Origin of the sequence: Tolypothrix sp. PCC 7712 (assembly GCF_025860405.1) — a bacterium.
Taxonomy (GTDB): Bacteria; Cyanobacteriota; Cyanobacteriia; order Cyanobacteriales; family Nostocaceae; genus Aulosira; species Aulosira diplosiphon.
The window spans coordinates 6,862,352-6,885,806 of sequence record NZ_CP063785.1 but is presented as its reverse complement, the minus strand read 5'-3'; the positions used below and the strand labels follow the sequence as shown (position 1 = coordinate 6,885,806).

At 41.6% G+C, this 23,455-nt stretch carries 9 protein-coding genes and 1 pseudogene; all 10 read left to right on the top strand.

Annotation, left to right across the window (positions count from 1 at the left end):
- The 10 genes and pseudogenes from HGR01_RS28415 to HGR01_RS28370 all read left to right on the top strand — a co-directional run bounded on the left by HGR01_RS28415 (position 1) and on the right by HGR01_RS28370 (position 23,444).
- Entirely contained in the window at positions 1-756 is a 756-nt protein-coding gene (locus tag HGR01_RS28415; RefSeq protein WP_045872320.1) for a DUF928 domain-containing protein, read from the top strand.
- A gap of 346 nt (positions 757-1,102) precedes the next feature.
- Entirely contained in the window at positions 1,103-5,404 is a 4,302-nt protein-coding gene (locus HGR01_RS28410; protein WP_045872321.1) for a filamentous hemagglutinin N-terminal domain-containing protein, read from the top strand.
- Positions 5,405-5,950: 546 nt separating this feature from the next.
- Positions 5,951-9,439: a filamentous hemagglutinin N-terminal domain-containing protein gene (locus HGR01_RS28405; RefSeq protein ID WP_263419982.1), complete on the top strand. Its 3,489-nt coding sequence runs from the start codon at positions 5,951-5,953 to the stop codon at positions 9,437-9,439.
- A 132-nt stretch (positions 9,440-9,571) separates the two neighbouring features.
- Positions 9,572-10,480: pseudogene (locus HGR01_RS41990) on the top strand (filamentous hemagglutinin N-terminal domain-containing protein); the annotation flags it as partial.
- A gap of 3,732 nt (positions 10,481-14,212) precedes the next feature.
- Positions 14,213-16,849 (top strand): CHAT domain-containing protein, encoded by a 2,637-nt coding sequence (locus tag HGR01_RS28395; protein WP_045872323.1) that lies wholly within the window; start codon positions 14,213-14,215, stop codon positions 16,847-16,849.
- Positions 16,850-17,523: 674 nt separating this feature from the next.
- On the top strand, positions 17,524-18,462 hold the full coding sequence (locus HGR01_RS28390; RefSeq protein ID WP_052335305.1) for a sensor histidine kinase: 939 nt from the start codon (positions 17,524-17,526) through the stop codon (positions 18,460-18,462).
- A 259-nt stretch (positions 18,463-18,721) separates the two neighbouring features.
- Positions 18,722-19,177 carry a histidine kinase dimerization/phosphoacceptor domain-containing protein gene (locus tag HGR01_RS28385; RefSeq protein ID WP_045872324.1) on the top strand — a complete coding sequence of 152 codons (456 nt, stop codon included), beginning with the start codon at positions 18,722-18,724 and terminating at the stop codon, positions 19,175-19,177.
- A 62-nt stretch (positions 19,178-19,239) separates the two neighbouring features.
- Positions 19,240-19,890, top strand: a complete 651-nt coding sequence (locus HGR01_RS28380) for a response regulator transcription factor (RefSeq protein ID WP_045872325.1) — start codon at positions 19,240-19,242, stop codon at positions 19,888-19,890.
- 487 nt (positions 19,891-20,377) lie between these two features.
- Positions 20,378-22,414: an NAD-dependent DNA ligase LigA gene (gene ligA, locus HGR01_RS28375; protein ID WP_045872326.1), complete on the top strand. Its 2,037-nt coding sequence runs from the start codon at positions 20,378-20,380 to the stop codon at positions 22,412-22,414.
- 394 nt (positions 22,415-22,808) lie between these two features.
- Positions 22,809-23,444, top strand: a complete 636-nt coding sequence (locus HGR01_RS28370; protein WP_045872327.1) for an FHA domain-containing protein — start codon at positions 22,809-22,811, stop codon at positions 23,442-23,444.
- Positions 23,445-23,455: the final 11 nt, after the last annotated feature.

The following is a 23,455-nucleotide window of genomic DNA, read 5'->3' as shown; positions in this document are numbered from 1 at the left end:
ATGTTTAAAATTGATCATCGCAAGTCACTTTTGGGCTTTGCACTCATCCCTTTAGCGATCGCTTCCGGTAGTATCGTCAGTGAAAACCTCGCCAACGCTCAAAATATTCGGCAAACACAACAAATCTTAGCGCAATCTGTAGATTGGGCAGGCTTATTTTGGCAACGTCGCCCCAAAAAACGCCTAGCCTCTAGAGGGGTAGTGCAACCAGTCTGTGCGATTTCCCCTGGTTTAGTAGACACATATAAATTGTGGAGCGATCGCCCTTTATTTTTATGGCACAGTCCTGGTAATAATCAAGATGCTCAAGTAGTTATCCGCGATTACGACTCTCAAGAAGTAGTTTGGCAAAAATCGGTCAAAATAGCCGACCAACAAGCCACCTACGATGCTGAAAAGCCTTTAGAACCAGGTAAATTCTACCAATGGCAACTATCCGGTAGTAATAATTGGACAACATTCCAAGTAATGGAAGCAAGCGATCGCCAAAAAATTCAAAGCGGATTGCAAGCATTAGAACAACAACTGAAATCGGATAAAGCTTCACCAGAAGAAATCGCTTTGAAAAAAGCTGATTTCTTTATCAACTATGAAATTCAACACACAACAGAAACAGGAACATTTCACCCTTGGTCTGATGCTTTCCAAATTCTTTACCAAGTAGAAAAACCCTCTGCATCTTTTGTAAAACAACGTACTGAATTTGTTGCTAATGTCTGTAAACCAGCATCAGCAGCGCGAAATCAAGCTAAATAATGCGTAATTCGTAATTCGTAATTTGTAATTTGTAATTCGTAATTTGTAATTAATTTTGGTGATATAGTTAAACCATATTTAATTACTAATTATAGTAATTACAAATATTTTCTCTTGAATCAAACCCGTTGTTAGGGCATAGCATTGCTGTGCCCTAATATGACCATGAATGTTTTACAAATTCCATAAAACTGAGTAATTAGGAATCATTGCTCCTATGACAGACTTTTGATTGTCTGAACCTGACATCAATAAATGTCAGCATTATAGGATATTTCTTGCTGCATTCCTACAAAAATTAAATTTTTTACAAGACGTTAATAAAATTTCTTTGAACCAAGTTTTTATGAACGCCAGACATCAAAAAAAATATGCATTTATCAAACGCATTCTTTTTTTCTGTCTTTTTCAATCTTGTTTCCATCTTTTTTCAGCAGCCACAGCCCAAATCACACCCGACAACACTTTAGGCGCAGAAAGTTCTCGCTTGACACCCAATATTCCCATTAATGGTATTAACTATGATTTTATCGATGGGGGAGCGCAACGAGGTGCTAATTTATTTCACAGTTTTAGCCAGTTTAATATTAATGATGGGCAACGAGTATATTTTATAAATCCATCTGGAGTAGGAAATATCCTGACGCGGGTGACTGGTGGAAGCGCTTCTAATATTTTCGGTACTTTGGGAGTTTTGGGTAATGCAAATCTGTTTCTCATCAACCCCAATGGTATTGTATTTGGGCAAAATGCCAGATTAGATGTGCGTGGTTCATTTGTGGCCACTACTGCTAACGGAGTAAGATTTGGCGAACAAGGAATATTTAGCGCCACTAACCCAGAAGCACCGCCACTGTTGAATGTTAATCCTTCGGCGTTATTTTTTAATCAACTCAACCAAGGGAAAATTACTGTTCAATCAAAGGCGAATGCAGGTATTAGTCCGACTGGTGGAATTGCCACAGGTTTAAGAGTCCCAAATGGTGAAAGTTTGCTGCTGGTTGGTGGAGATATCAACATTAATGGCGGAGAACTTAAGGCTTTTGGTGGAAATATTGAGTTAGCAGGATTGTCTGCACCAGGTGACGTGGGGCTGAATTTTGTAGACGATAACCTCAGCTTAACAATGCCGGCTGGTGTACAAAGAGCAGATGTATCTTTCACTAATGGCGCAGTAGCGAATGTCCGCAGTGATAATGGTGGCAATATCAAGATTCATGCTCGCAATGTAGAGTTAGCAGGAGAAAGTAAATTGCGGGCGGGGATAGATATCGGTTTGGGTACGCCAGACAGTCAAGGCGGAGATGTTGTGATTGATGCAACGGGAGTAACAACTCTTAAAGAAGGCAGTTTTATCGCCAATATTCTGCTAGAAGAAGCTTTTGGTAAAACGGGTGATATCAATATTAATACAGGTTCATTGATTTTTGATAATGGTCAATTAAATGTGGCCAGCGACGGACAAGGAAGCAGTGGAAATATTTTTTTGAAAGTAAAAAATGACATAAATCTCAGCAATATTAGTGTCATTTATGGTGGTATAGAAAATACTGCCATTGGTAATAGTGGCGACATTAAAATAGAAGCAGGTTCTTTATCACTGGCATCGTCTGAAATCAGAACTAAAGCTTTTGGTCAGGGAGATGCAGGAAATATTAGTATTAATGTGGGAGAAGTAATTAATTTAAATGTTGGAGTTGGTAATGATGAACCAGCACGAATTATTAGTAGTGTTGATTATGATGGTGTAGGCAAAGCTGGAGATATTCAAATCACCACAGGTTCTCTCGAGTTGAAGAATGGCACTTTTATTTCTAGTATCACTTTAGGTAAAGGAAATGCAGGAAATATTACAATTGATGCTCGTGATCGCATTACTTTTGAAAATGCTAGTTTTACCAGTAGTTCAACATCTCCAGAAGCAGTAGGTAACGGAGGAGAAATTCACATCACAACTAGAATACTTTCCTTGAGTGATGGCTCTCAAATAAGCAATGATATTTTCGGGCTGGGTGATACTGGTGATATTACAATTAATGCCCGTGAATCAGTTCAATTAGATGGTATAGTCGGTACGCTAATTACTGGTATTACCAGCCAATCAAGGTCAGCTAATGCAGGTAAAGGTGGCAACATTCAAGTCACAACTGATTCACTATCTTTAACTAATGGAGCAACCTTAAATACAACGACTGGTGGGCAAGGAAATGCAGGTGATATTATCGTTAACGCACAGGATAAAGTCACAGTTGATGGGTTTGGAAAAAGACTAGTTTTTGACTGCTCTGGTTCCGTAATTTGTCAAACAAGAGTGACTGAAAATGGAGAAATTATCCAAGAGGCTTGGCTACCTAGTAACATTAGTAGTTCTACTTTAAGTGAAACAGCTAATGGTGGTAATATTCGGATCAATACGAAAAATCTCTTCTTAAAAGATGCTGGCAGAATCAACGCTGATGCTATTAGCGGGAATGATGGAGGGAACATATTTGTCCAAGCATTAGATACAGTTTCTCTTTCTAGCCCAGAATTTAGTGCTTTCTCGTCACAAATTAGCAGCGGTTTCTTGGGAGACATTTTCGGTTCTACAGGTAAGGGCGGTAATATCAATATTCAAACAGGAAAATTCCTACTCAATAATTCAGCGTTACTCACTACCACTTTAGGTCAAGGAAACTCAGGCAATATTGTTGTTGATGTTCAAGATACTGCATCTCTAATTAACAGCAGAATCTTCAGTAATGTTGAAGATTCTGCTATAGGTAATGGTGGAAATATTGATATTAAAGTTAAGACGATTCTGCTAGATAACTCTCTATTATTTTCTCCTACAGGGGGAGTTGGTAATGCAGGCAAAATTTCAGTACAAGCAATAGATTCTCTTAATTTAATAAATAAAAGTTCTATTTTCAGCAGCATCTTATCTACAGCAGTCGGTAATGGTGGAGATATAAATATACTCACTGGAGCATTTTCTTTAGATACTGTTTCTACAATCGTTGCTGCCAATTTAGGCGGTCAAGGCTTGGCAGGTGATATCTCAATTAGCACAGAAAATAATATTGATTTTGCTGGAGAATCATCTATAGCTACATTGACATCAGGGCAAGGCAATGCAGGTAAAATTACTCTGCAAGCAGGTGGTAATATCTCTATTACTGGTGGAAGTGGCATTGTTGGGAGTGTAGATAAATTAGGAATTGGGAATGGTAGTGATATTGCTATCCAAGCTAAGAATTTCTCTTTAAATGATGGAGGGATTTTACAAACCAGAACTACAGGAAAAGGTAATGCTGGTAATATCTCTATTAAGACAATAGAAAACTTAAATATTGATAAAGGAATTTTGGCTACTACCACCAACGGTCAAGGAGATGCAGGTAAAATTGCACTGCAAGCAGGAGAAAATATTTACATATTGGGTAATGTAAATAGCTCAGATATTAGTTTAGGTAGCAGCCTATTTAGCGGTGTAGAAGTAAATGGAGTTGGTCAGGGTGGTGATATTGAAATTCAAGCTCTTAACCTATTTGCTGACGGTACAAAATTACTCGCTAATACAGTAGGTCAAGGAAAGTCAGGTAATATTCAAATCAATACTACTAATAATATTACTTTCAAGAATGGTGCTCAAGCAGTAACATCTACTAGTGGACAAGGAGATGCTGGAAATGTCAAAGTTACCGCAGGTGGTCAAGTGTTATTTGATGGTGTGGATGCCAATGGTTTGAAAAGTGGAATACAGAGTACTGTAGGGGAAGAAAACTTCTTTTTTGGTACAGGTAAAGGCGGAAATATTGATATAAATGCCCGTGATTTATTGATTACCAATAATGCCCAAGTAAGTTCTAGTAGCTTTGCTGAAGGCAACGCCGGAGACATTTTTATCAATTCTGATTTTGTTCAGCTTGATAATAATGGCAAGATTGCTGCTGTTACTAATTCCAAAGATGGCGGCAATATAAACTTCAACATCTCAGATTTTTTATTATTGCGTCGCAATAGTAGTATCTCCACCACCGCAGGTTTAGCCCAAGCTGGTGGTAATGGCGGTAACATCACCATCAATTCACCCTTCATTGTCTCTGTAGCTAATGAAAACAGCGACATCTCAGCCAATGCTTTTACTGGTAAAGGTGGTAATGTTAACATCACCACTCAGGCTATCTTTGGTATTGCAGCGCGTCCGCAACTGACAAATCAAAGTGATATCACTGCAAGTTCTGAATTAGGTGTACAGGGACAAATCATCTTCACTCAACCACAAGTTCAAACTCCACAAAAACTCATTGAACTACCAACAGGATTGGTTGATGCGACTACAAAATTTGCTCAAACTTGTCCTAGAGGGCCAAATGCAAAACCTTTGGGTAGCTTTGTCGTGACTGGACGCGGTAGTTTACCGCCCAATTCCTTTGAACCACTTTCAGGTACAACTAGCCTCAGTCCTTTAGCTAGTTTGGATGGGGAAAGTTTCAGCAATATATCGAATGTATCCCCAACAGCAAATCTGCCAGATACTTCGCGAATTATTGAGGCGCAAGGTTTAGTGAAAACTGCTGACGGTAATATTATGCTGGTTGCCGAAGCGCCAACAGCAACACCTGCTGGTGTTAGTAGTTCTGCTATGTGTCCGGTAATTCAGTGAACACAAGTTTTTTATTTAACGCAGAGGCACAGAGAGGAGTATGAGGAAGATTAAAAGGTTTGTGGTGTTGATGGCGATCGCAAAAACTAATACCAAATCAAATAATTTTTGCGATACATCAATAATATTCTAGAGGGCACGGCAGTGCCCATACGTGTCAACTTAAGCTTAAAGCGATATAGGGCGGGCGTTGTACAAATACCTCGCGCCCTCATCCCCTAACCCCTTCTCCCGCAGGAGAAGGGGAACTAAATCTCTTGCTCCCTTCTCCCTGCGGGAGAGGGGCTGGGGGTGAGGGCAAAAACCTTGCTACAAAGCGGGTTTCACGTTAAGTTGACACCAATGGGCAGTGCCTTGCCCCTACAATCTGTCGCATTTTCTTTGCAAATTGGTATAAGAATCTTCTACAAATTATTCTGACTCCTGCATAAGTTACACCTCCCCAGAAATACTTAAGTGTAAGTGCAATGCAACCTATAACGCTATCAATCAACGATGAATCAGATACAGAACTGGCTCCAACGTAATTGTGATCATAAGTTGCTAGTGAAACGACGTAGAATAAAGCGAGCTAAATGCGATCGCACTTCCTTTCAAGATGGCTTTTGGCGAATATTCTCAATGATTACTGTGCAACCACAGCTCATATTATGCAGCCTCATTCTACTGAGTAGCACCCCAGCCTACAGTCAAATTAACCCCGATAATACTTTAGGGGCAGAAAGTTCTCTTATTACACCAAATGTTCCGATTAATGGTGCAAACGCCGACAGAATTGATGGTGGCGCTGTACGTGGTAGTAATCTGTTTCATAGTTTTACTCAGTTTAATATTAATGATGGGCAAAGAGTGTATTTTGGCAACCCTGCAGGCGTACAAAATATTCTCACAAGGGTGACAGGTGGACAAGGCTCGAATATTTTGGGCACATTGGGAGTTAATGGTAATGCCAATTTATTTTTAATTAATCCCAATGGCATTGTATTTGGGCAAAATGCTCAGTTAAATATTCGGGGAGCATTTACAGCAACTACAGCCAATAGCTTAGTCTTTCCCAATGGAGTTGAATTTAGCGCCACCAATCCCCAAGCACCACCTTTATTAGCTATCAATGTTCCAATTGGTTTGCAGTTTGGTTCTCAACCTGCAAGTATTACTAATCAAGCTGTTAACGGTTTAGGTGTTATTGGAAGTACCCTAGCACTAGTAGGCGGTGAAATTATCTTGGATGGAGGTATATTATTTGCCTTCGATGGACAAGTGAAACTAGGATCTGTGGCGGGAAATACAACAGTTGGCTTGGATGTTAATGACTCATCCTTAAATTTCAACTACCCAGAAAATTTACAACGGGAATCCATCAACTTAAATAATCGTAGCTTCATCCTGGCAATTGGCAATAGTGAAAGTGAACTATTTGGAGGTGACATTAAGCTCAACAATTCGTTTATGTTTGGGAGCAATGGCGGCTCAATTGTGATTGATGCAACACAACTGAGTTTAGATCAAAAGTCTTCAATTCAGAGCGCTATTACTGGTGCAGCGAACGGGGGTGATATTCAAATTCAAGCCAGCGATGCAGTTACTCTTGCTAACGGTAGCTCGATTTTATCCACTAACAATCCTTCAGCTACGGGTACGGGTGGCGATGTTACTATCAATGCTGGAAAAATCACAATTACCGGAGATGGAATCTTACAAAATACCGGTCTTACCAGTTTTATCTCAGTAAATACCACTGGTGCAGGTAATGGAGGAAACCTGAACCTTAATGCTACTGAGTCTGTTAATGTCAATGGCGGTGCTGTCTCTGTTATATCTGCGGGTGTAGGTAAAGCGGGAAACTTCACTGTACGGTCAAAAGATGCTGTAAATATAACCGACAAAGCTATTTTAGGACTTTCTAGCTTGAGTTCAGGTTCAACAGGTAACCTGCGAATTGAAACTGGCACTTTGCGAGTTCAAAATACCTCCCCAGAAGGAGGAATCACAGCAAATACTAGTGCTGGAACGGTGGGTTCTATTTCTATTCAAGCTAGGAATGCAGTTGAGGTGACTAATGGCAGCATCCTTACAGGTGTTCAACCCGGAAGTACATCTCAAGCAAGCGTGGGGGATATTACCATTGAAACCCAACGAGTTAGTCTCAAAGATGGGGGCTATATTAGTACAAGCACTTTTAGCAGTGCGAATGCAGGTAACATTTTTATCCAAGCTGATGAGTCTGTAGAGATTGGTGGTGTTTCTGCAACATTTCTAAACTTGAGTGGTGTATCAAGTCAAACAGGTTTTGAGGCAAAGGGGAATGGAGGTAATGTCACGATACAAACACCCAGACTCAGCCTAACTCAAGGGGGAAATATCAGCACTGATTCTACAAGCAGTAGTAATCCTGGAGATATTACTATCCGCGCCAAGGATTTAGAACTAGATGGGTTTGTTTTCGTACCTCAGGAACAGTTGATAAGCCTAGATTACCCTACTGTGCAAGCAGTTTTGTCTAAGCCGTTAGCACAAGAAACTTTATCTCGCTTTGGTGGTTTCAGCTTTATCAGTAGAATCTCCTCTGAGGTTAACGGCAGTAATGTAGATGTAAATGGTGGCACGATAACTATTGATACAGAAAGGTTGCGGTTGAGTAATGGTGCAAACATATCGACTTCAGTACTTCTGGGAAGAGGACAAGGGGGTAATTTGCTGGTTCGTGCCACTGATGCTATTGATATTTCTGGGTTTGGCCCCCAAAGAATTGATAATTCTTTTGCGCCATCAGGTTTATTTGCCGACTTGCAAATTGGAGGCATTGGTTCTGGGGGAAACATTGATGTAACAACAGGACGCTTAAACCTCAGCAATCAAGGACAAATTTCTGCCACCACCTTTAATCAAGGTAATGCAGGAAAAATTACGATTAATGCCAAGCAAATTAATATGGGTGGAAGTAGCAACATTATCACTCAAGTAGATAATGTTGCTACAGGCGATGCTGGCAATATCAGCATCAAAACTCAACTATTAAATGTACAAGAACAATCGCAGATATCATCAGGAACTCAAGGAAATGGCAACGCGGGTAATTTAACAGTACAAGCTGATAATATTATCCTGACAGGTTCAGACAGCGAGTTGATAACTGGCTTAATCACATCCGTTGACGAAAGAGCTAATGGTAAAGGTGGTGAGATAGATATTACTACCAATCGCCTTGTTGTCCGTGATGATGCTGAAATTTTTTCCGGCAGTACAGGTAATGGTGATGCCGGAAATATGAGAATTAAGGCTAATCTTGTAGAAATTAATGGTCAAGGAAGTGCGATCGCATCTTTGACAAATGCAGGTAACGGTGGAGACATCATTCTCGAAATTGGTGATTTATTACTGTTGCGCCGTGGCGGTTTAATTTCTACCACCGCAGGTAGGGCACAGGCTGGTGGCAATGGCGGTAACATCAACATCAATTCACCTTTTATTGTGGCAATACCCAACGAGAACAGCGACATTAGCGCTAATGCCTTCACTGGTAAAGGTGGTAATGTTAGCCTCAGCACTCAGGCTATCTTTGGGATCGAACCCCGTCCGCAACTGACAAATCAAAGTGATATCACAGCAAGTTCGGAATTAGGCTTACAGGGACAAATCATCTTCACTCAACCACAAGTCCAACCGCCACAAAAACTCATCGAACTACCAACAGGATTAGTTGACGCTAGTACTAAATTTGCCCAAATTTGCCCCAACGGACGCAATGCAAAACCTTTGGGTAGCTTTGTTATTACTGGACGCGGTAGTTTACCGCCCAATTCCTTTGAACCATTAACAGGTACAACTAGCCTCAGTCCCTTAGCTAGTTTGGATGGGGAAAGTTTCAGCAATATATCGAATGCATCCCCAACAGCAAATCTGCCAGATACTTCGCGAATTATTGAGGCACAAGGTTTTGTGAAAACGGCTGACGGTAAGATTATGTTGGTTGCCCAAGCGCCAACAGCAACACCTGCGGCTACTAGTAGTTCTGCTGTATGTCCCGGATCTTAATCGCAGCGTTTGTTGTGCGATCGCAGAAACTAAGAATATTCTGCAAATTATTGTGACTACTGCATAAGTTACACCTCCTCAGAAATACTGATAGTGTGAGTTCTATGTAGCCTATAATCCCAGCAATCAGCAATGAATCAGATACAAAACTGGCTCCAAGGTAATTGTGATCCTAAGTTGCTAGTGAAACGACGTAGAATAAAGGGAGCTAAATGCGATCGCACTTCTTTTCAAAATGGTTTTTGGCGAATACTCGCAATGATAATTGGGCAACCAAAGCTCATATTATGCAGCTTCATCTTCTTCAGCAGCGCCCCAGCCTACAGTCAAATCAACCCCGATAATACTTTAGGCGCAGAAAGTTCTCGCATCACACCCAATGTTTTAATTAATGGTGCAAATGCAGACAAAATTGATGGCGGTGCTGTACGTGGTAGCAATCTGTTTCACAGTTTTAGCGAGTTTAATATTAATGATGGGCAACGAGTATATTTTGGCAACCCTGCAGGCGTGCAAAATATTCTCACGCGGGTGACGGGTGGACAAGCTTCAAATATTCTCGGCACATTGGGAGTAGATGGGATTGCCAATTTATTTTTAATTAATCCCAACGGCATTTTATTTGGTCAAAATGCGCGCTTAGATGTGCGCGGTTCGTTTGTGGGAACTACCGCCAATGCTGTGCAATTTGGCAATCAAGGAATTTTCAGCGCCACAAATCCCGAAGCACCACCTTTATTAACTGTTAATCCTTCCGCGTTGCTGTTTAATCAGATAAATCCCAAACCAATTACCAATCAATCCCAAGCCGCAGCGGGTATCAGTCCTGCGGGTGAAAATGTTACAGGATTAAGAGTCGCAGATAATCAGAATCTATTGCTAATTGGTGGAAATATCAACATTGATGGTGGGGGACTGCGGGCTTACGGTGGCAATATTGAATTAGCGGCTATGAATGCACCCGCAACAGTAGGATTGAATATTGCTGCTAATAATTTACCCAGTTTAGCGATACCCGATAGCGTAGAACGTGCAGATGTTTCTCTCAGCAATGGCGCAGAAGTCAACGTCCGGGGTGCCGATGGCGGGAACATCAAAATTAATGGGCGAAATGTAAACTTAACTGGGGACAGTAAACTGCGTGCCGGCATAGAAATCGGTTTAGGTACAGCAAATAGTCAAAGTGGAGATGTGGTAATTAATGCCACAGGGACAACAAATGTAACTGAGAAAAGCATTATCAGCAACTCTGTGCGCGAACGAGCATTTGGTAAGTCTGGTGATGTTAATATCACCACAGGTTTGTTGACCTTAGATAAAGAAGCAATAATTAATGTCAGCACTATTGGGCAAGGTGATGCAGGCAATATATTTATACAAGCATCTGATGCTGTAACTCTAGGTAGCGATACAGCTATTTATAGCAGCGTGGCGAGTGGAGGTGTAGGTAATGCTGGTAGTGTTCATATCAAAGCCAATTCCCTAACTCTCAGTGATGGTGCGACATTATCAACAGATGTCAGTGGAGTTTCTCAGGAATTTCCCGTTGGGCGAGGAAATGGAGGCAATATCAATATCAATGTTGCCTCACTTTTCCTAAATAACGGTGAACTTAGTGCAAGCACTTATGGACAAGGTAATGCTGGTAATATTTTAATCCAAGCAAAAGATAGTGTTTTACTTAAAAATGCTACTGGTATTTATAGTTCTGTAGAAACAGGTGCGGTGGGTAACGGCGGTAGCATAGATATTCAAGCTGGTTCGCTGTCGATAATTGAGGGTTCAGAAATCAACACCAGAACTCTGGGAGAAGGTAATGGCGGAAAAATCACCATCAATGCCCGTGATACGATTTCTTTAGATGGGTTTGGGAATGATAGCAATATATTTAGCCGCATTATTAGTGCTGTTAATCCTTCAGGTGTAGGAAATGCTAGAGACATTCAGCTAACAACTGGTAGTCTTTCAATGACAAGCGGTGCTTTGATCAGCGCTAGTACTTCAGGAAGAGGGAATGCGGGCAACATTATCATCGATGCTTTTGACACCATCAGCTTTGATACAAATGCTCGTGTTATGAGTAATGTTTTTACTGATGCAGTAGGTAACGGCGCAGATGTTCGAGTAAAAACCGGGTCACTTTTGTTCACGAATGGCAGTAACATATCTACTAATGTATTAGGCCAAGGCAACGCAGGTAATATTACAGTCGAAGCCCGTGATACTGTCAAACTTGATGGTGTAACAACTCGTGAAGTCAATGGTAATGTCTTTGATAGCACAAGTGGACTAAGTAGTAGTCTACTTACTGGAGGAGTTGGTAAAGCTGGAGATATTAGCGTCACAACTGGCTCACTTTTTGTTACTAATGGTGCGGATATATCTAGCAGTACAAGCGGCCAGGGGAATGCAGGTAACATTACCATCAACGCCCGCGATACGGTTACTTTTGCAGGTTTTGCTGGTGAAACTTCGATCTATAGTCAAGCCTCAAGCAATGTTGATTTGAGGGGTATTGGTAATGGCGGTGACATTCGCATTAGTGCAAATACGCAGTTGTTCCAAAACGGCGGTACTCTACAAGCTTTTAACGGTGGTGAAGGTAATGGAGGCAATATATTTCTTGAGGCTAAAAATAGCATAACTTTTGACGGTTTTGATGGTAACGGTTTAAACAGCGCTGCTGTTACTTATGCATATAATGGCGATGCTGGTGGTATTCAGGTAAAAACTGGAGCGCTGTTTTTAACCAATGGTGGTCGAATGTCCACCAGTATATTAGGAAAAGGACAGGCAGGTAATATTACCATAGAAGCCAGTGATACTGTTGAAGTTAATGGTTTCATTTCTAACGTTACTCTACCTAGTGGTACTGTTGTTGATATTGGTAGTGGCTTGCAAAGTAACTTATTTAGTGGTGAAGGCAAGGGCGGAGAGATTCAAATTACAACTGGTTCACTTGCAGTCACTAATGGTGGACAAATTTCTAGCAATACAGGTGGGAAAGGAGATGCAGGTGATATTACGATTAACGCTCGTGATACAGTAACGTTTGATGGTGTAAGCCGCAATGGTTTTATGAGTAACGCTGGTAGTGTAGTACTGTCTGATGCCATTGGTAATGGTGGTAATATTCAGGTCAATGCAAAGGCGTTATTGTTAAACAATGGTGGACAAATAGATACATTTAGTGCTGGACAAGGTAATGCTGGCAGCATCTTTATTAATACTCTTGATAGAGTTGTGATTGACAATGGCAGTAGTTTAAATTCTTATGCAACAGAAAGTGGTAATGGCGGCAAAATTCAAGTAAATACTGGAACATTTTCATTAACAAATGGTGGTACTTTTTTAACTGCTGCGCTTAGAAATGCAGGTAATATCACTATCAATGCTCATGATGCTGTTATTGTTGATGGTGTAGATAGAGATGGATTTTCCAGTAGTCTTTTGAGTATTCTATTTGATGGAGGTATTGGTAAGGCTGGAGACATAGAAGTAACAACTAACTCCTTGACAGCACGTAACGGTGGGATAATGATTGCCAGCAGTGTGGGTAATGGCAATGCAGGCAACATTACAATTAATGCTGTTGACAGTATTACCTTTGAGGGTGTTGGCAGCAATGGATTGCCCAGTGGAGTTTATACCACTCTCGAAAATCAAGGTGAGGGTAAGGGAGGTGAGATTAACCTCACAACTGGTTCGTTGTCTGTATTTGGTGGAGCAATTAGTAGTACTACCTCAGCCAAAGGCGATGCAGGTAATATTACCATTAAAGCCCGTGATACGATAATTCTCGATGGCGCGGGTCGTGGTAATATTCTTAACCTTGAGAATATCGAGCGTCGCAGTAGTTTAAGCGGTATCTTTAGTGCAGTCGGTATTGGTGCTACTGGTAATGCTGGAAATATTGATATCAAAGCTGGTAATGTCCGCATTTCCAATAAAGCAGGGATCACAGCTGCTACTTTGGCTGGTAACGGTGGCAATATAACTCTTGATATCCGTGATTTCTTACTTTTACGCAGCGGTGGTTTTGTAACAACTACAGCAGGCGTTCAACAAGCTGGTGGCGATGGCGGTAACATCACTATCAATTCACCCTTCATTGTCGCTTTACCTAATGAAAACAGCGATATCTCCGCCAATGCCTTTAGTGGTAAAGGTGGTAATGTTAACATCAATGTGCAAAATATTTTTGGAACTGAAGCACGTCCCCAGCAGACAAATCAAAGCGATATCACTGCAAGTTCTGAATTAGGCGTACAGGGACAAATCACTATTTCTCAGCCAGATATTCAACCGCCACAAAAACTGCTGGAACTGCCTACAGGATTAATTGACGCTACTACTCAATTTGCTCAAATTTGCCCTAGAGACTACAACGCAAAACCTTTGGGTAGCTTTGTCGTCACTGGACGCGGTAGTTTACCACCTAATGTTTTGCAACCACTGGCTTTGACAACTAGCCTCAGTCCTTTAGCTAGTTTGGATGGAGAAAATGCTGATATTAAATTACAGAGAATTGTAGAGACTGACGCAGAGAAGCGAGTCAAGGAAGATGGGGGGAATTCTTCACAAATTGTTGAGGCGCAAGGGTTAGTGAAAACGTCTGACGGTAATATTATGTTAGTTGCCGAAGCGCCAACAGCAACACCTGCTGCTACGAGTAGTTCTGCTATGTGTCCCAAATCTTAATCAACAAAATCTGCAGACTTCGAGGTAAATAGATTTTATTTCACGCAAAAGCGCAAAGGTGCAAAGAGGAGTATGAAAAGGATTAAAAGGTTTGTGGTGTTGATGGCGATCGCAGCTTTATTATCCATGTCATCGCCAGGGTTAGCGCAAGTGGCAAATATTGCTCAAGTTCCGAGTTTATCGGTGGAACAGCAGGCGCGAAATTCATACGCTAAAGGGCAATTTGCAGAGGCGGTACAGTTGTTTCAACAAGCAGCACAGGGTTATCAAGCGGCTAAAGATCCAATCCGTCAAGCTTTGAGTTTGAGTAATCTATCGCTGTGTTATCAACAGTTGGGACAGTGGGATGATGCGAACCGGGCAATTACTGAAAGTGTTGCTATTTTAAATACTATTAAAGAGATAAAAGCTGAGAAATCATTGGCTTTGGCTCAAGCTTTAGATATTCAAGGTGGGTTACAATTAGCACGCGGTCAAGCGGAAGCAGCTTTGAAATCTTGGGAAGGTGCAACATCTTTATATACTCAGTTGCAGAAACCAAGTAAGGTGCTGACAAGTCAAGTTAATCAAGCACAGGCTTTTCAAAATTTAGGTCTTTATAAAAAAGCAATTTCTCTACTGGAAACAGCTTTAAAGTTACCGCAGATTTCTAGTAGTAAAACTGAACAACTCAAACCAGCGATAGAAAAAGTAGCTGCAACACCAGAAACAGCAACGGCGTTAAGAACTTTGGGTGAGTCGTTGCGGGTGGTGGGGAATTTTGCTCCAGCTAATTTAATTTTGTCACGCAGTTTAGCGATCGCACAGCAGTTAAAGTTACCTGAAATCGTCACTCTCAACCAAATCAGCCTCGGTAATCTCACCCGCGCGCAAATCAGCTTGAATAAAGCGAACAAGACTGAGATTGATCCTCAGACTGCACTCAATTACTACCAACAAGCCGCCGCGTCTGGAATACCAGATTTAAGGGTGCAAGCGCAAGTTAACCAACTCAGCTTGTTAGTAGAGACAAAGCAGCCAGATGCAGCCACAGCCTTGTTACCACAGGTACAACAACAAATTGCAGTATTACCTGCTAGCCGGAGTGCGATCGCATCACGGGTAAATTTGGCGCAAACAATGATCCAAATGCAAAAGCAAGCGGTTGAGCAGATTGACTGGCAAGAAGTCGCTAAACTGCTGGCGATAGCGGTGCAACAAGCTAAAGATTTAGGCGATGTACGGATACAAGCTGATGCCATAGGTAGTTTAGGTCACGTTTACGAACAAACACAACTGTGGGCAGATGCAGAAAAATTAACTCAACAAGCAGTGCAATTAGGACAACAAATCAACGCTGGCGATATCGCCTACCGTTGGCAATGGCAATTAGGTAGAGTGTTGAAAGCTCAAGGAAAAACAGAAAGTGCGATCGCCGCTTATAAAGAAGCCGTCGGTACAATTAAATCTCTGCGTGCAGACTTAGCCGCCGCTAACCCTGATGTGCAATTTTCCTTCCGCGAAGCCGTTGAACCTATTCACCGTCAACTCGTCGCCTTACTTATAGAATCCAATCAAAAAGATAATTTAAAGACGGCGCGCGATGTCATTGAAGGATTGCAATTAGTCGAACTCGATAACTTCTTCCGCGAAGCTTGTCTGAATGGAAACCCTGCACAAATAGATCAAGTTGATAGAAAAGCCGCAGTCATTTACCCGATTATTCTAGAAAATCAACTCGCGATTATTGCCAGCTTACCCAACTCCCAAAACAAAGCCGAAACCAAAGATAGCCGCGATTTTCGCTACTATAAAACTCCTATCAGCCGCGACGAGATTGAGAAACGCGCATCTCGTCTCCGCAGAAGTCTAAACCAAGATACAGTACTTGACCTGACACTGCCGCAACTGCAAAAAATGTATGATTTAGTAGTTCGCCCAGAAGCAGAGGACTTAGCCGCAAGTCAGGTAGAGACATTGGTATTTGTCCTAGATGGAGTTTTGCGGAACATTCCCATAGCAGCACTGCATGATGGTAAACAGTATCTCGTAGAGAAATACAGCATAGCCCTCACACCAGGATTACAATTATTAGCACCGCGATCGCTAAAACAAGAACGCTTGGGAGCATTAGTAGGTGGACTGAGTGAAGCGCGTTCGGGATTTGAAGCCCTACCCAATGTTGAGCAAGAAGTCGAAAAAATCAAATCAGAACTACCTTCTGAAGTTCTGATTAACCAAAAATTTACTAGTTCCGCCTTTCAATCTCAAATTGCTGCTGTTTCCTTCCCCATTGTCCACTTAGCAACCCACGGGCAATTTAGTTCTCAAGCCGATGAAACCTTTATTCTCACCTGGGATGGCAGAATCAAAGTTAACGAACTCAGTGGTGTATTAAAAACAGTCGAAGTATCCCGCAGCAACTCCCTGGAACTCTTAGTACTCAGCGCTTGCGAAACTGCAGCCGGTGATGATCGTTCCGCCCTAGGATTAGCAGGCGTAGCCGTACGTTCCGGCGCACGCAGTACAGTAGCAACACTCTGGCGCGTTGACGATGAAGCCACAGCCAAACTCATGAGCAACTTTTACGATCAACTAGTCAAAGCCAAGGAAACAGGTATCTCCAAAGCCGAAGCCCTCCGACTTGCCCAACTTTCAATTTTAAAGAACCCAGACTATCAATCACCTTACTACTGGGGAGCCTTCGTATTGCTAGGAAATTGGACTTAGTTAGGGACTGGGGACTGGGGACTGGGGACTGGGGACTGGGGACTGGGGACTGGGGACTGGGGACTGGGGATTGGGGAACTCGGGGCCCCCTCTGGGGATAAGGGGTAATGGGGATTGAGGATTGGACTTATAGACTTCATTATCCATTTTGTGGGGTGGGCAACTTTTCCAACAACCTCTTAGTAAAGCTTTGCATCGCGTACATTAACAATGTGACCCCATACAATCGCAATGTATGTCGATACATTAACAATGTGACCCCATACAATCGCAATGTAAATCGATACATTAACAATGTGAACCTATACAATCGCAATGTAAATCGATACATTAACGATGTTACGCGATACAATCGCTATGTAAGTCGATACATTAACATTACAGGCTAATATTCCCGAATAAGGACGCAGGGGGCAGAGGAAGTAGGGGAAACAGGGGCGCAGGGAGCAGGGAGCAGAGGGAGAATAAATTACCAATTACCAATTACCAATTACCAATTACCCATTACCCATTACCCATTACCCATTACCCATTACTCATTACCCATTACTCATTACTCATTACTCATTACCCATTACTCATTACTCATTACCCTATCCCCCATCCCCAATATTGCATAAGTCTCCCCCACCCAGAACTATAAGAAATTAGCTGAAAGTTACGGAGGGATTACCTTGCTAGAAGATCTGTATACACCGGAACAACTCAGTCAGATGCATCAGCAGTTGTGGCAGTGCGTCTTAGAATTTGCTAATCTTTCAGCCGCGCAAGAACGTAACCGTATTGCGCGAGAATTACATGATTCTCTCGGACACGCCCTCACAGCGCTGAACATTCAACTACAAACAGCAAGTAAACTTTGCAAACCCGATCCCAATCAAGCGCAAGAGTTTCTAGATGAAGCACATAAATTAGTTGCGATCGCCACTCAAGAAGTCCGACAATCTGTGAAAGCTTTACGCAGCGATCCCTTGGCTGGTAAATCTCTCGAAACCCTGATTGAATCGTTAGTACGGGATTTTCATCTAACCACGGGGATTGTACCGGAAGTTGAGATGAATTTAGCGATCGCTTTATTACCTCAGTTTACTGCTCCCCTTTATCGCATTATCCAAGAAGCACTCAATAATATTCGTAAATACGCTCAAGCAACGGCAGTACAAATTCATCTTTCCACAACAGCAAATGGAGTTTATTTAACTATTCAAGATAACGGCCGGGGATTTGATGCCCAAAAAGTAGCCAATGGTTATGGACTGCGGGGAATGCAAGAACGCATCGCCGTTTTACAAGGACATTTTCAATTAGTATCGCAGCCTGGAGCAGGTTGTTGCATAACTGTTGAAATCCCTATGCAAATATATAATATTCACGAAATAACTAATAACTTAGGTGCAATTCGGGAACTACCCCAACTCCCCCAAATGCCTCATCAATTAGATGAAATACCCGAAATACCTCAAATACCTCAAATACAAGAACTATCAAACATATCACTAATACCTGAAATATCCATTTCCCTAGAATCAAAGCCCATACTTCAATACCAGCAAGTAACAATTGGTGAATGGCAACCGCTCAATTTACATGAATGGTTAGAAGATAGAGGGTAGCGAGTGGGGATTGGGGACTGGGGATTGGGGATTGGGAGAAATCTCTATTACCAATGACAAATGACAAATGACAAATGACAAATGACAAATGACCAACCTACAACTTTGGTCTGACCCCTAAAGATAACCTCATACTTTTTATCTATACCAGCGATTGACGCTCAACTAAAGTAGGAAAAACTCAACAACAGATAGTCAAATAATTAAAATCAGGTTTTAATAATGCATATAACCTTTTGTCAACCAAAGCCCCAAATATATGATTCCTGTTCTGTTGTTGACCCTAGGGTGCTTGATACTAGTTTGCCAATTAGTAAACGCACTATCAATCTATCGAGAGAAATCTCAACAATTAGTTTTAATTAAAGATAAGAATTATGAATTAATTAATTTGTATAAAGGCTTAGGTCAGTCGATGATGGCTTTAAATATCCAACTGCAAGCAGCGCAAAAACTGTGGACAGTCAAGCCAATAGAAGCACAAGAATCGCTGACTGAAGCTTACCAATTAAGTGGAGAATTGATGCGAGAAGTCCGACAAATTGTCAGAAGCATGGATACAGTAAATACTGTAGTTTGCTTAGAGTCAAACCCAAGCCAAAATCTCCCAAGTTGTTGGAGTTACTTTATTCAACCCACCTATGAAAAATCTGATATACTGCCCAATATCAGACTTTTAGTTTCAGAAAAAAGGCAAATTACCCATGACCAATAACAAAAATATTTAACTTTTGTAATTGGTCTCTACAATCTTAAAACCCAAAATCCAAAATTATGATGATTCGCTTATTACTTGTAGATGACCAAAGTTTAGTTCGCCAAGGTCTGAAAGCAATGCTGAGTTTAGAATCAGACTTAGAAATTGTGGGTATGGCAGAAAATGGAGAAGAGGCAATTGCACAAGTTGAAAAATTACAGCCAGATATCGTATTAATGGATGTGCGAATGCCAGTGATGAATGGTGCTACTGCTACCCGCATCATCTGCGAAAAATTTCCTCAAGTTAAAGTTTTAGTTTTAAGCACTTACGATGATGACCATGATGTGAATGAAGCCATTCGCTCTGGTGCAAAAGGTTATCTTTTAAAAGATATGCCTTCAGAAGAACTTGTTAACGCGATTCGCAGCGTTCATCGCGGATATGCACAACTCGCACCTGGGCTGTTAGAACGAGTAATTATGCAAAAACAAGCCCAACCAACGCCACCTCAACCTATTCACCCAGCATTATCTTCATTAACACCCAGAGAATTAGATGTAGCAAAGTTAGTTGCAGTTGGTGCAACGAATCAAGAAATTGCTCAACAGCTATTTATTTCAGAAAGTACAGTTAAAACCCATATCAATAGCATTTTTAACCGTCTAAACATTAAAAATCGCGCCCAACTCGCGATTTATGCCAATTCTGTTTGTTCACCTGGCTTATAAGAATTTTCTATCAAAACTATTCAAAAATATTTGCGATTAGTGACTGAGTACTGGTATATTCAGGGAAAAGGTTTGGCTAATTACCAAACCTTATGAATAGAAGTGAAAGACTCAAGTCAATTAAATCATTCTTAACCATTGCGAGTAAATCTACCTTAAGGATGTATGCAGATAAGGTAGATACTGCTATTGAAATGTGGCAGTATAATTGCTTGAATATGGGCATGGGGCATTGGTTAATGAGTAATGAGTAATGAGTAATGAGTAATGGGTAATGGGTAATTTATTCTCCCCCTGCTCCCTGCTCCCTGCTCCTCTGCTTCCTCTGCTAACAAAGCGATGGAATATTTTTTTAGTTGGAAGTCCCTAGCCAAGCTAACTACTTTTGGATACACACAATTACAAAGCGAGTAGCTATACTAGCAACACATAGCCTAGATAGGCCTGAACGTGAAATTCTATTCGCTAAGTATTTTGCAAAAAATCAATGATACAGAGTCAGCCAGAAACCAAGCGTGTAGAAGAACTACGCCGATTGTTGCAGCAAGCTAGTTATGCTTATTACGTTTTAGATGCACCCATTATGGAGGATGCAGTCTATGACCAGCTATATCGGGAATTGCAACAATTAGAAATCCAGTATCCAGAGTTAATTACACCCGATAGTCCTACTCAGCGCGTGGGTGAAAGACCTGCAACACAGTTTACTTCGGTGCGGCACAATATCCCGCTGTACAGTCTGGAGAATGCTTTTAATATTGATGAATTGCAATCATGGGATCAGCGTTGGCGGCGACAAGCGCCAAAAATTGCAGCCGCAGAATATGTCTCGGAACTGAAAATTGATGGTTCTGCGATCGCACTTACCTATCAAAATGGTATCCTCACCAGAGGCGCAACTCGTGGTGATGGAGTAATGGGGGAAGATATCACCCAAAATGTGCGGACAATTCGCTCAATTCCCTTGCGCTTAAATTTTGAAGGCTTAGAAATTTTAGAAAAGGTAGAAGTCAGGGGTGAGGCGTTTTTACCCTTAGATGTATTTAAACAAATCAACGAAGAACGGCAAAAAGCCGGCGAACAGTTATTTGCTAATCCCCGCAATGCCGCAGCTGGTACACTCAGACAATTAGACTCCAAAATTGTTGCCCGCAGGCGTTTAGATTTCTTTGCTTACACCCTGCATATTCCTGGCAGAGATGATGCTAGTATTGCCAATACTCAATGGGAAGCTTTGGAATTACTACAAAAGATGGGCTTCCGGGTTAACCCCAACCATAAGCTATGCCCTTCTTTAGCGGAAGTTGCTGAATACTATAACTATTGGGATACAGAAAGGCTGAATTTACCCTACATGACTGATGGGGTAGTCGTAAAGCTCAATTCCTTTAAGCTTCAGGAACAGCTAGGATTTACGCAAAAGTTTCCCCGTTGGGCGGTGGCGTTGAAGTATGCAGCCGAAGAAGCACCTACCCGTGTAGAAAATATTGCAGTAAATGTTGGTAGAACAGGCGCTTTAACACCATTAGCAGAAATGCGCCCCGTACAATTAGCAGGAACAACAGTTTCCCGCGCTACCTTACACAATAGCGATCGCATCGCCCAATTAGACATCCGCATCGGTGATACTGTAATTGTTCGCAAAGCTGGGGAAATTATTCCAGAGGTGGTACGAGTACTCACAGAACTCCGTCCCCCAAACACCCAACCCTTTATCATGCCAAGCAATTGCCCAGTTTGCGGTCAGCCAGTGGTGCGGGAATTGGGTGAAGCCGTGACTAGGTGTGTTAATGCTTCCTGTGCCGCTATCCTCAAAGGTGCAATAGAACATTGGGTTAGCCGCGATGCTTTAGATATTAAAGGGATGGGCGAAAAGCTAGTACATCAACTCGTAGATAAGGGTTTGGTGCATTCCGTAGCCGATTTATATGACTTGACAGAAGAAAAATTATATGTATTAGAAAGGATGGGGCAGAAATCAGCGCAGAAATTAATTGATGCGATCGCCCAATCAAAAAATCAACCTTGGTCAAGGGTATTGTATGGTTTAGGCATCCGTCATGTTGGCAGTGTCAACGCTCAACTATTAACCGAGAAATTTTCTGATGTTGAGAAGATAACTCAAGCCAGACAGTCAGATATTGCCGGGATTTACGGTATTGGTGTAGAAATTGCAGAATCAGTACACCAATGGTTTCAAATTCATGCTAATCAAACTTTAATTTCTCGCCTCCAAGCAGCTGGTTTGCAATTAGCAAATTCCGCAGAAACATCAACAATTACTGATAGTAATCCCCAATTTACAGACAAGACTTTTGTAGTTACAGGGACTTTACCGACTTTAAAAAGAGATGAAGCCAAAGCTTTAATTCAAAAAGCTGGCGGTAAAGTTACAGATTCCGTGAGTAAGAAAACAGATTATTTAGTGGTAGGAGAAGATGCTGGCTCTAAATTGGCTAAAGCTGAAGCTTTAGGTATTACCCAGTTAACAGAAGCTCAGTTATTGCAGATGTTAGAGAGTTAATTATATTGTCGACAAAGTCGTTCCCGCAGGGTAGTGGCTTCCCGTTCGCGTAGCGTCTCTGCAGGAGAAGGGTAGTGTAATGCACCTTATCCCTGTTGTGTCACTCTTTGATTTTTGAATTCCGCGCAGAGATACTAGCTCAAAAATTTTAATTTTAATGATTTAAAAACTAGTAAAAGCCTCTCAGGGCAATAGTTAGCTAATTTTTCTGTGGTGAAAATTCAGTTTAAGATACTTTATATTTGTGGTGTATGTAGTCTCAAGACAAAAATCACTAACTAACTGGGTCTACATTTGCTGAGATACTAATTAATCGTCATGGCCAGTGTTGACTTAGTAAAGTAACCCTCCTGCACTGTCCCTTTACAACCTATACCTGATTAAGTAAGGTCTTATGCCTGCAAATCGGTGCCCTAACCCAAATTGCGAATATTTTAACCGCGCCTTGCCCAACAATGCGAAAGTTTGTCCTTGGTGTTCTACTCCTTTGGCTAATTTAATTACCCCTACACCAAGTAGACCTACTGCACCGCCACCGCCGCCGCCGCCACCCCCACCACCGCCACCGCTACCCGTACAACCTGTAGTTAATCCACCTAACTATCAACCCGTTGTTAATTATCCCAAGGATGATCAACAACGGGTTAATCCCCCTGTCTCAGCAGTACAACCTGTCTATACCCCACCGCCACCCGGATTACCTATTATCAAACTGATTCATACTACAGGTAGAGAGTTTCAATGGTCTGGAGAAGTCGGTTTTATTGGTCGCCGCAGTCAAAGCATGACCCTTCCACCAGAAATTGACTTAACTGGTTTGCCTCATGAAGGTATAATTTCTCGTCGTCATGCACGCATTTATTGGGACTGGCAGCAAAATACCTACATGATTGTTGATATGAGTACAAATGGTATTTATTTAAATAACAAGCTCTTAAATCCGGGTATGCAATATAGTCTACGCAATGAAAATTTATTGCAGTTTGGACAGGATAATCTCGTGCGATTTACAGTTTATATTATGTTTTAAAAATAAAGGGT

Bases quoted from the DNA above. Each gene is read 5' to 3' on its own strand.
- HGR01_RS28385 (WP_045872324.1), top strand. From the start codon at position 18,722: ATGATTCCTGTTCTGTTGTTGACCCTAGGGTGCTTGATACTAGTTTGC.
- HGR01_RS28370 (WP_045872327.1), top strand. From the start codon at position 22,809: ATGCCTGCAAATCGGTGCCCTAACCCAAATTGCGAATATTTTAACCGC.
- HGR01_RS28415 (WP_045872320.1), top strand. From the start codon at position 1: ATGTTTAAAATTGATCATCGCAAGTCACTTTTGGGCTTTGCACTCATC.
- ligA (WP_045872326.1), top strand. From the start codon at position 20,378: ATGATACAGAGTCAGCCAGAAACCAAGCGTGTAGAAGAACTACGCCGA.
- HGR01_RS28380 (WP_045872325.1), top strand. From the start codon at position 19,240: ATGATTCGCTTATTACTTGTAGATGACCAAAGTTTAGTTCGCCAAGGT.
- HGR01_RS28410 (WP_045872321.1), top strand. From the start codon at position 1,103: ATGAACGCCAGACATCAAAAAAAATATGCATTTATCAAACGCATTCTT.
- HGR01_RS28395 (WP_045872323.1), top strand. From the start codon at position 14,213: ATGAAAAGGATTAAAAGGTTTGTGGTGTTGATGGCGATCGCAGCTTTA.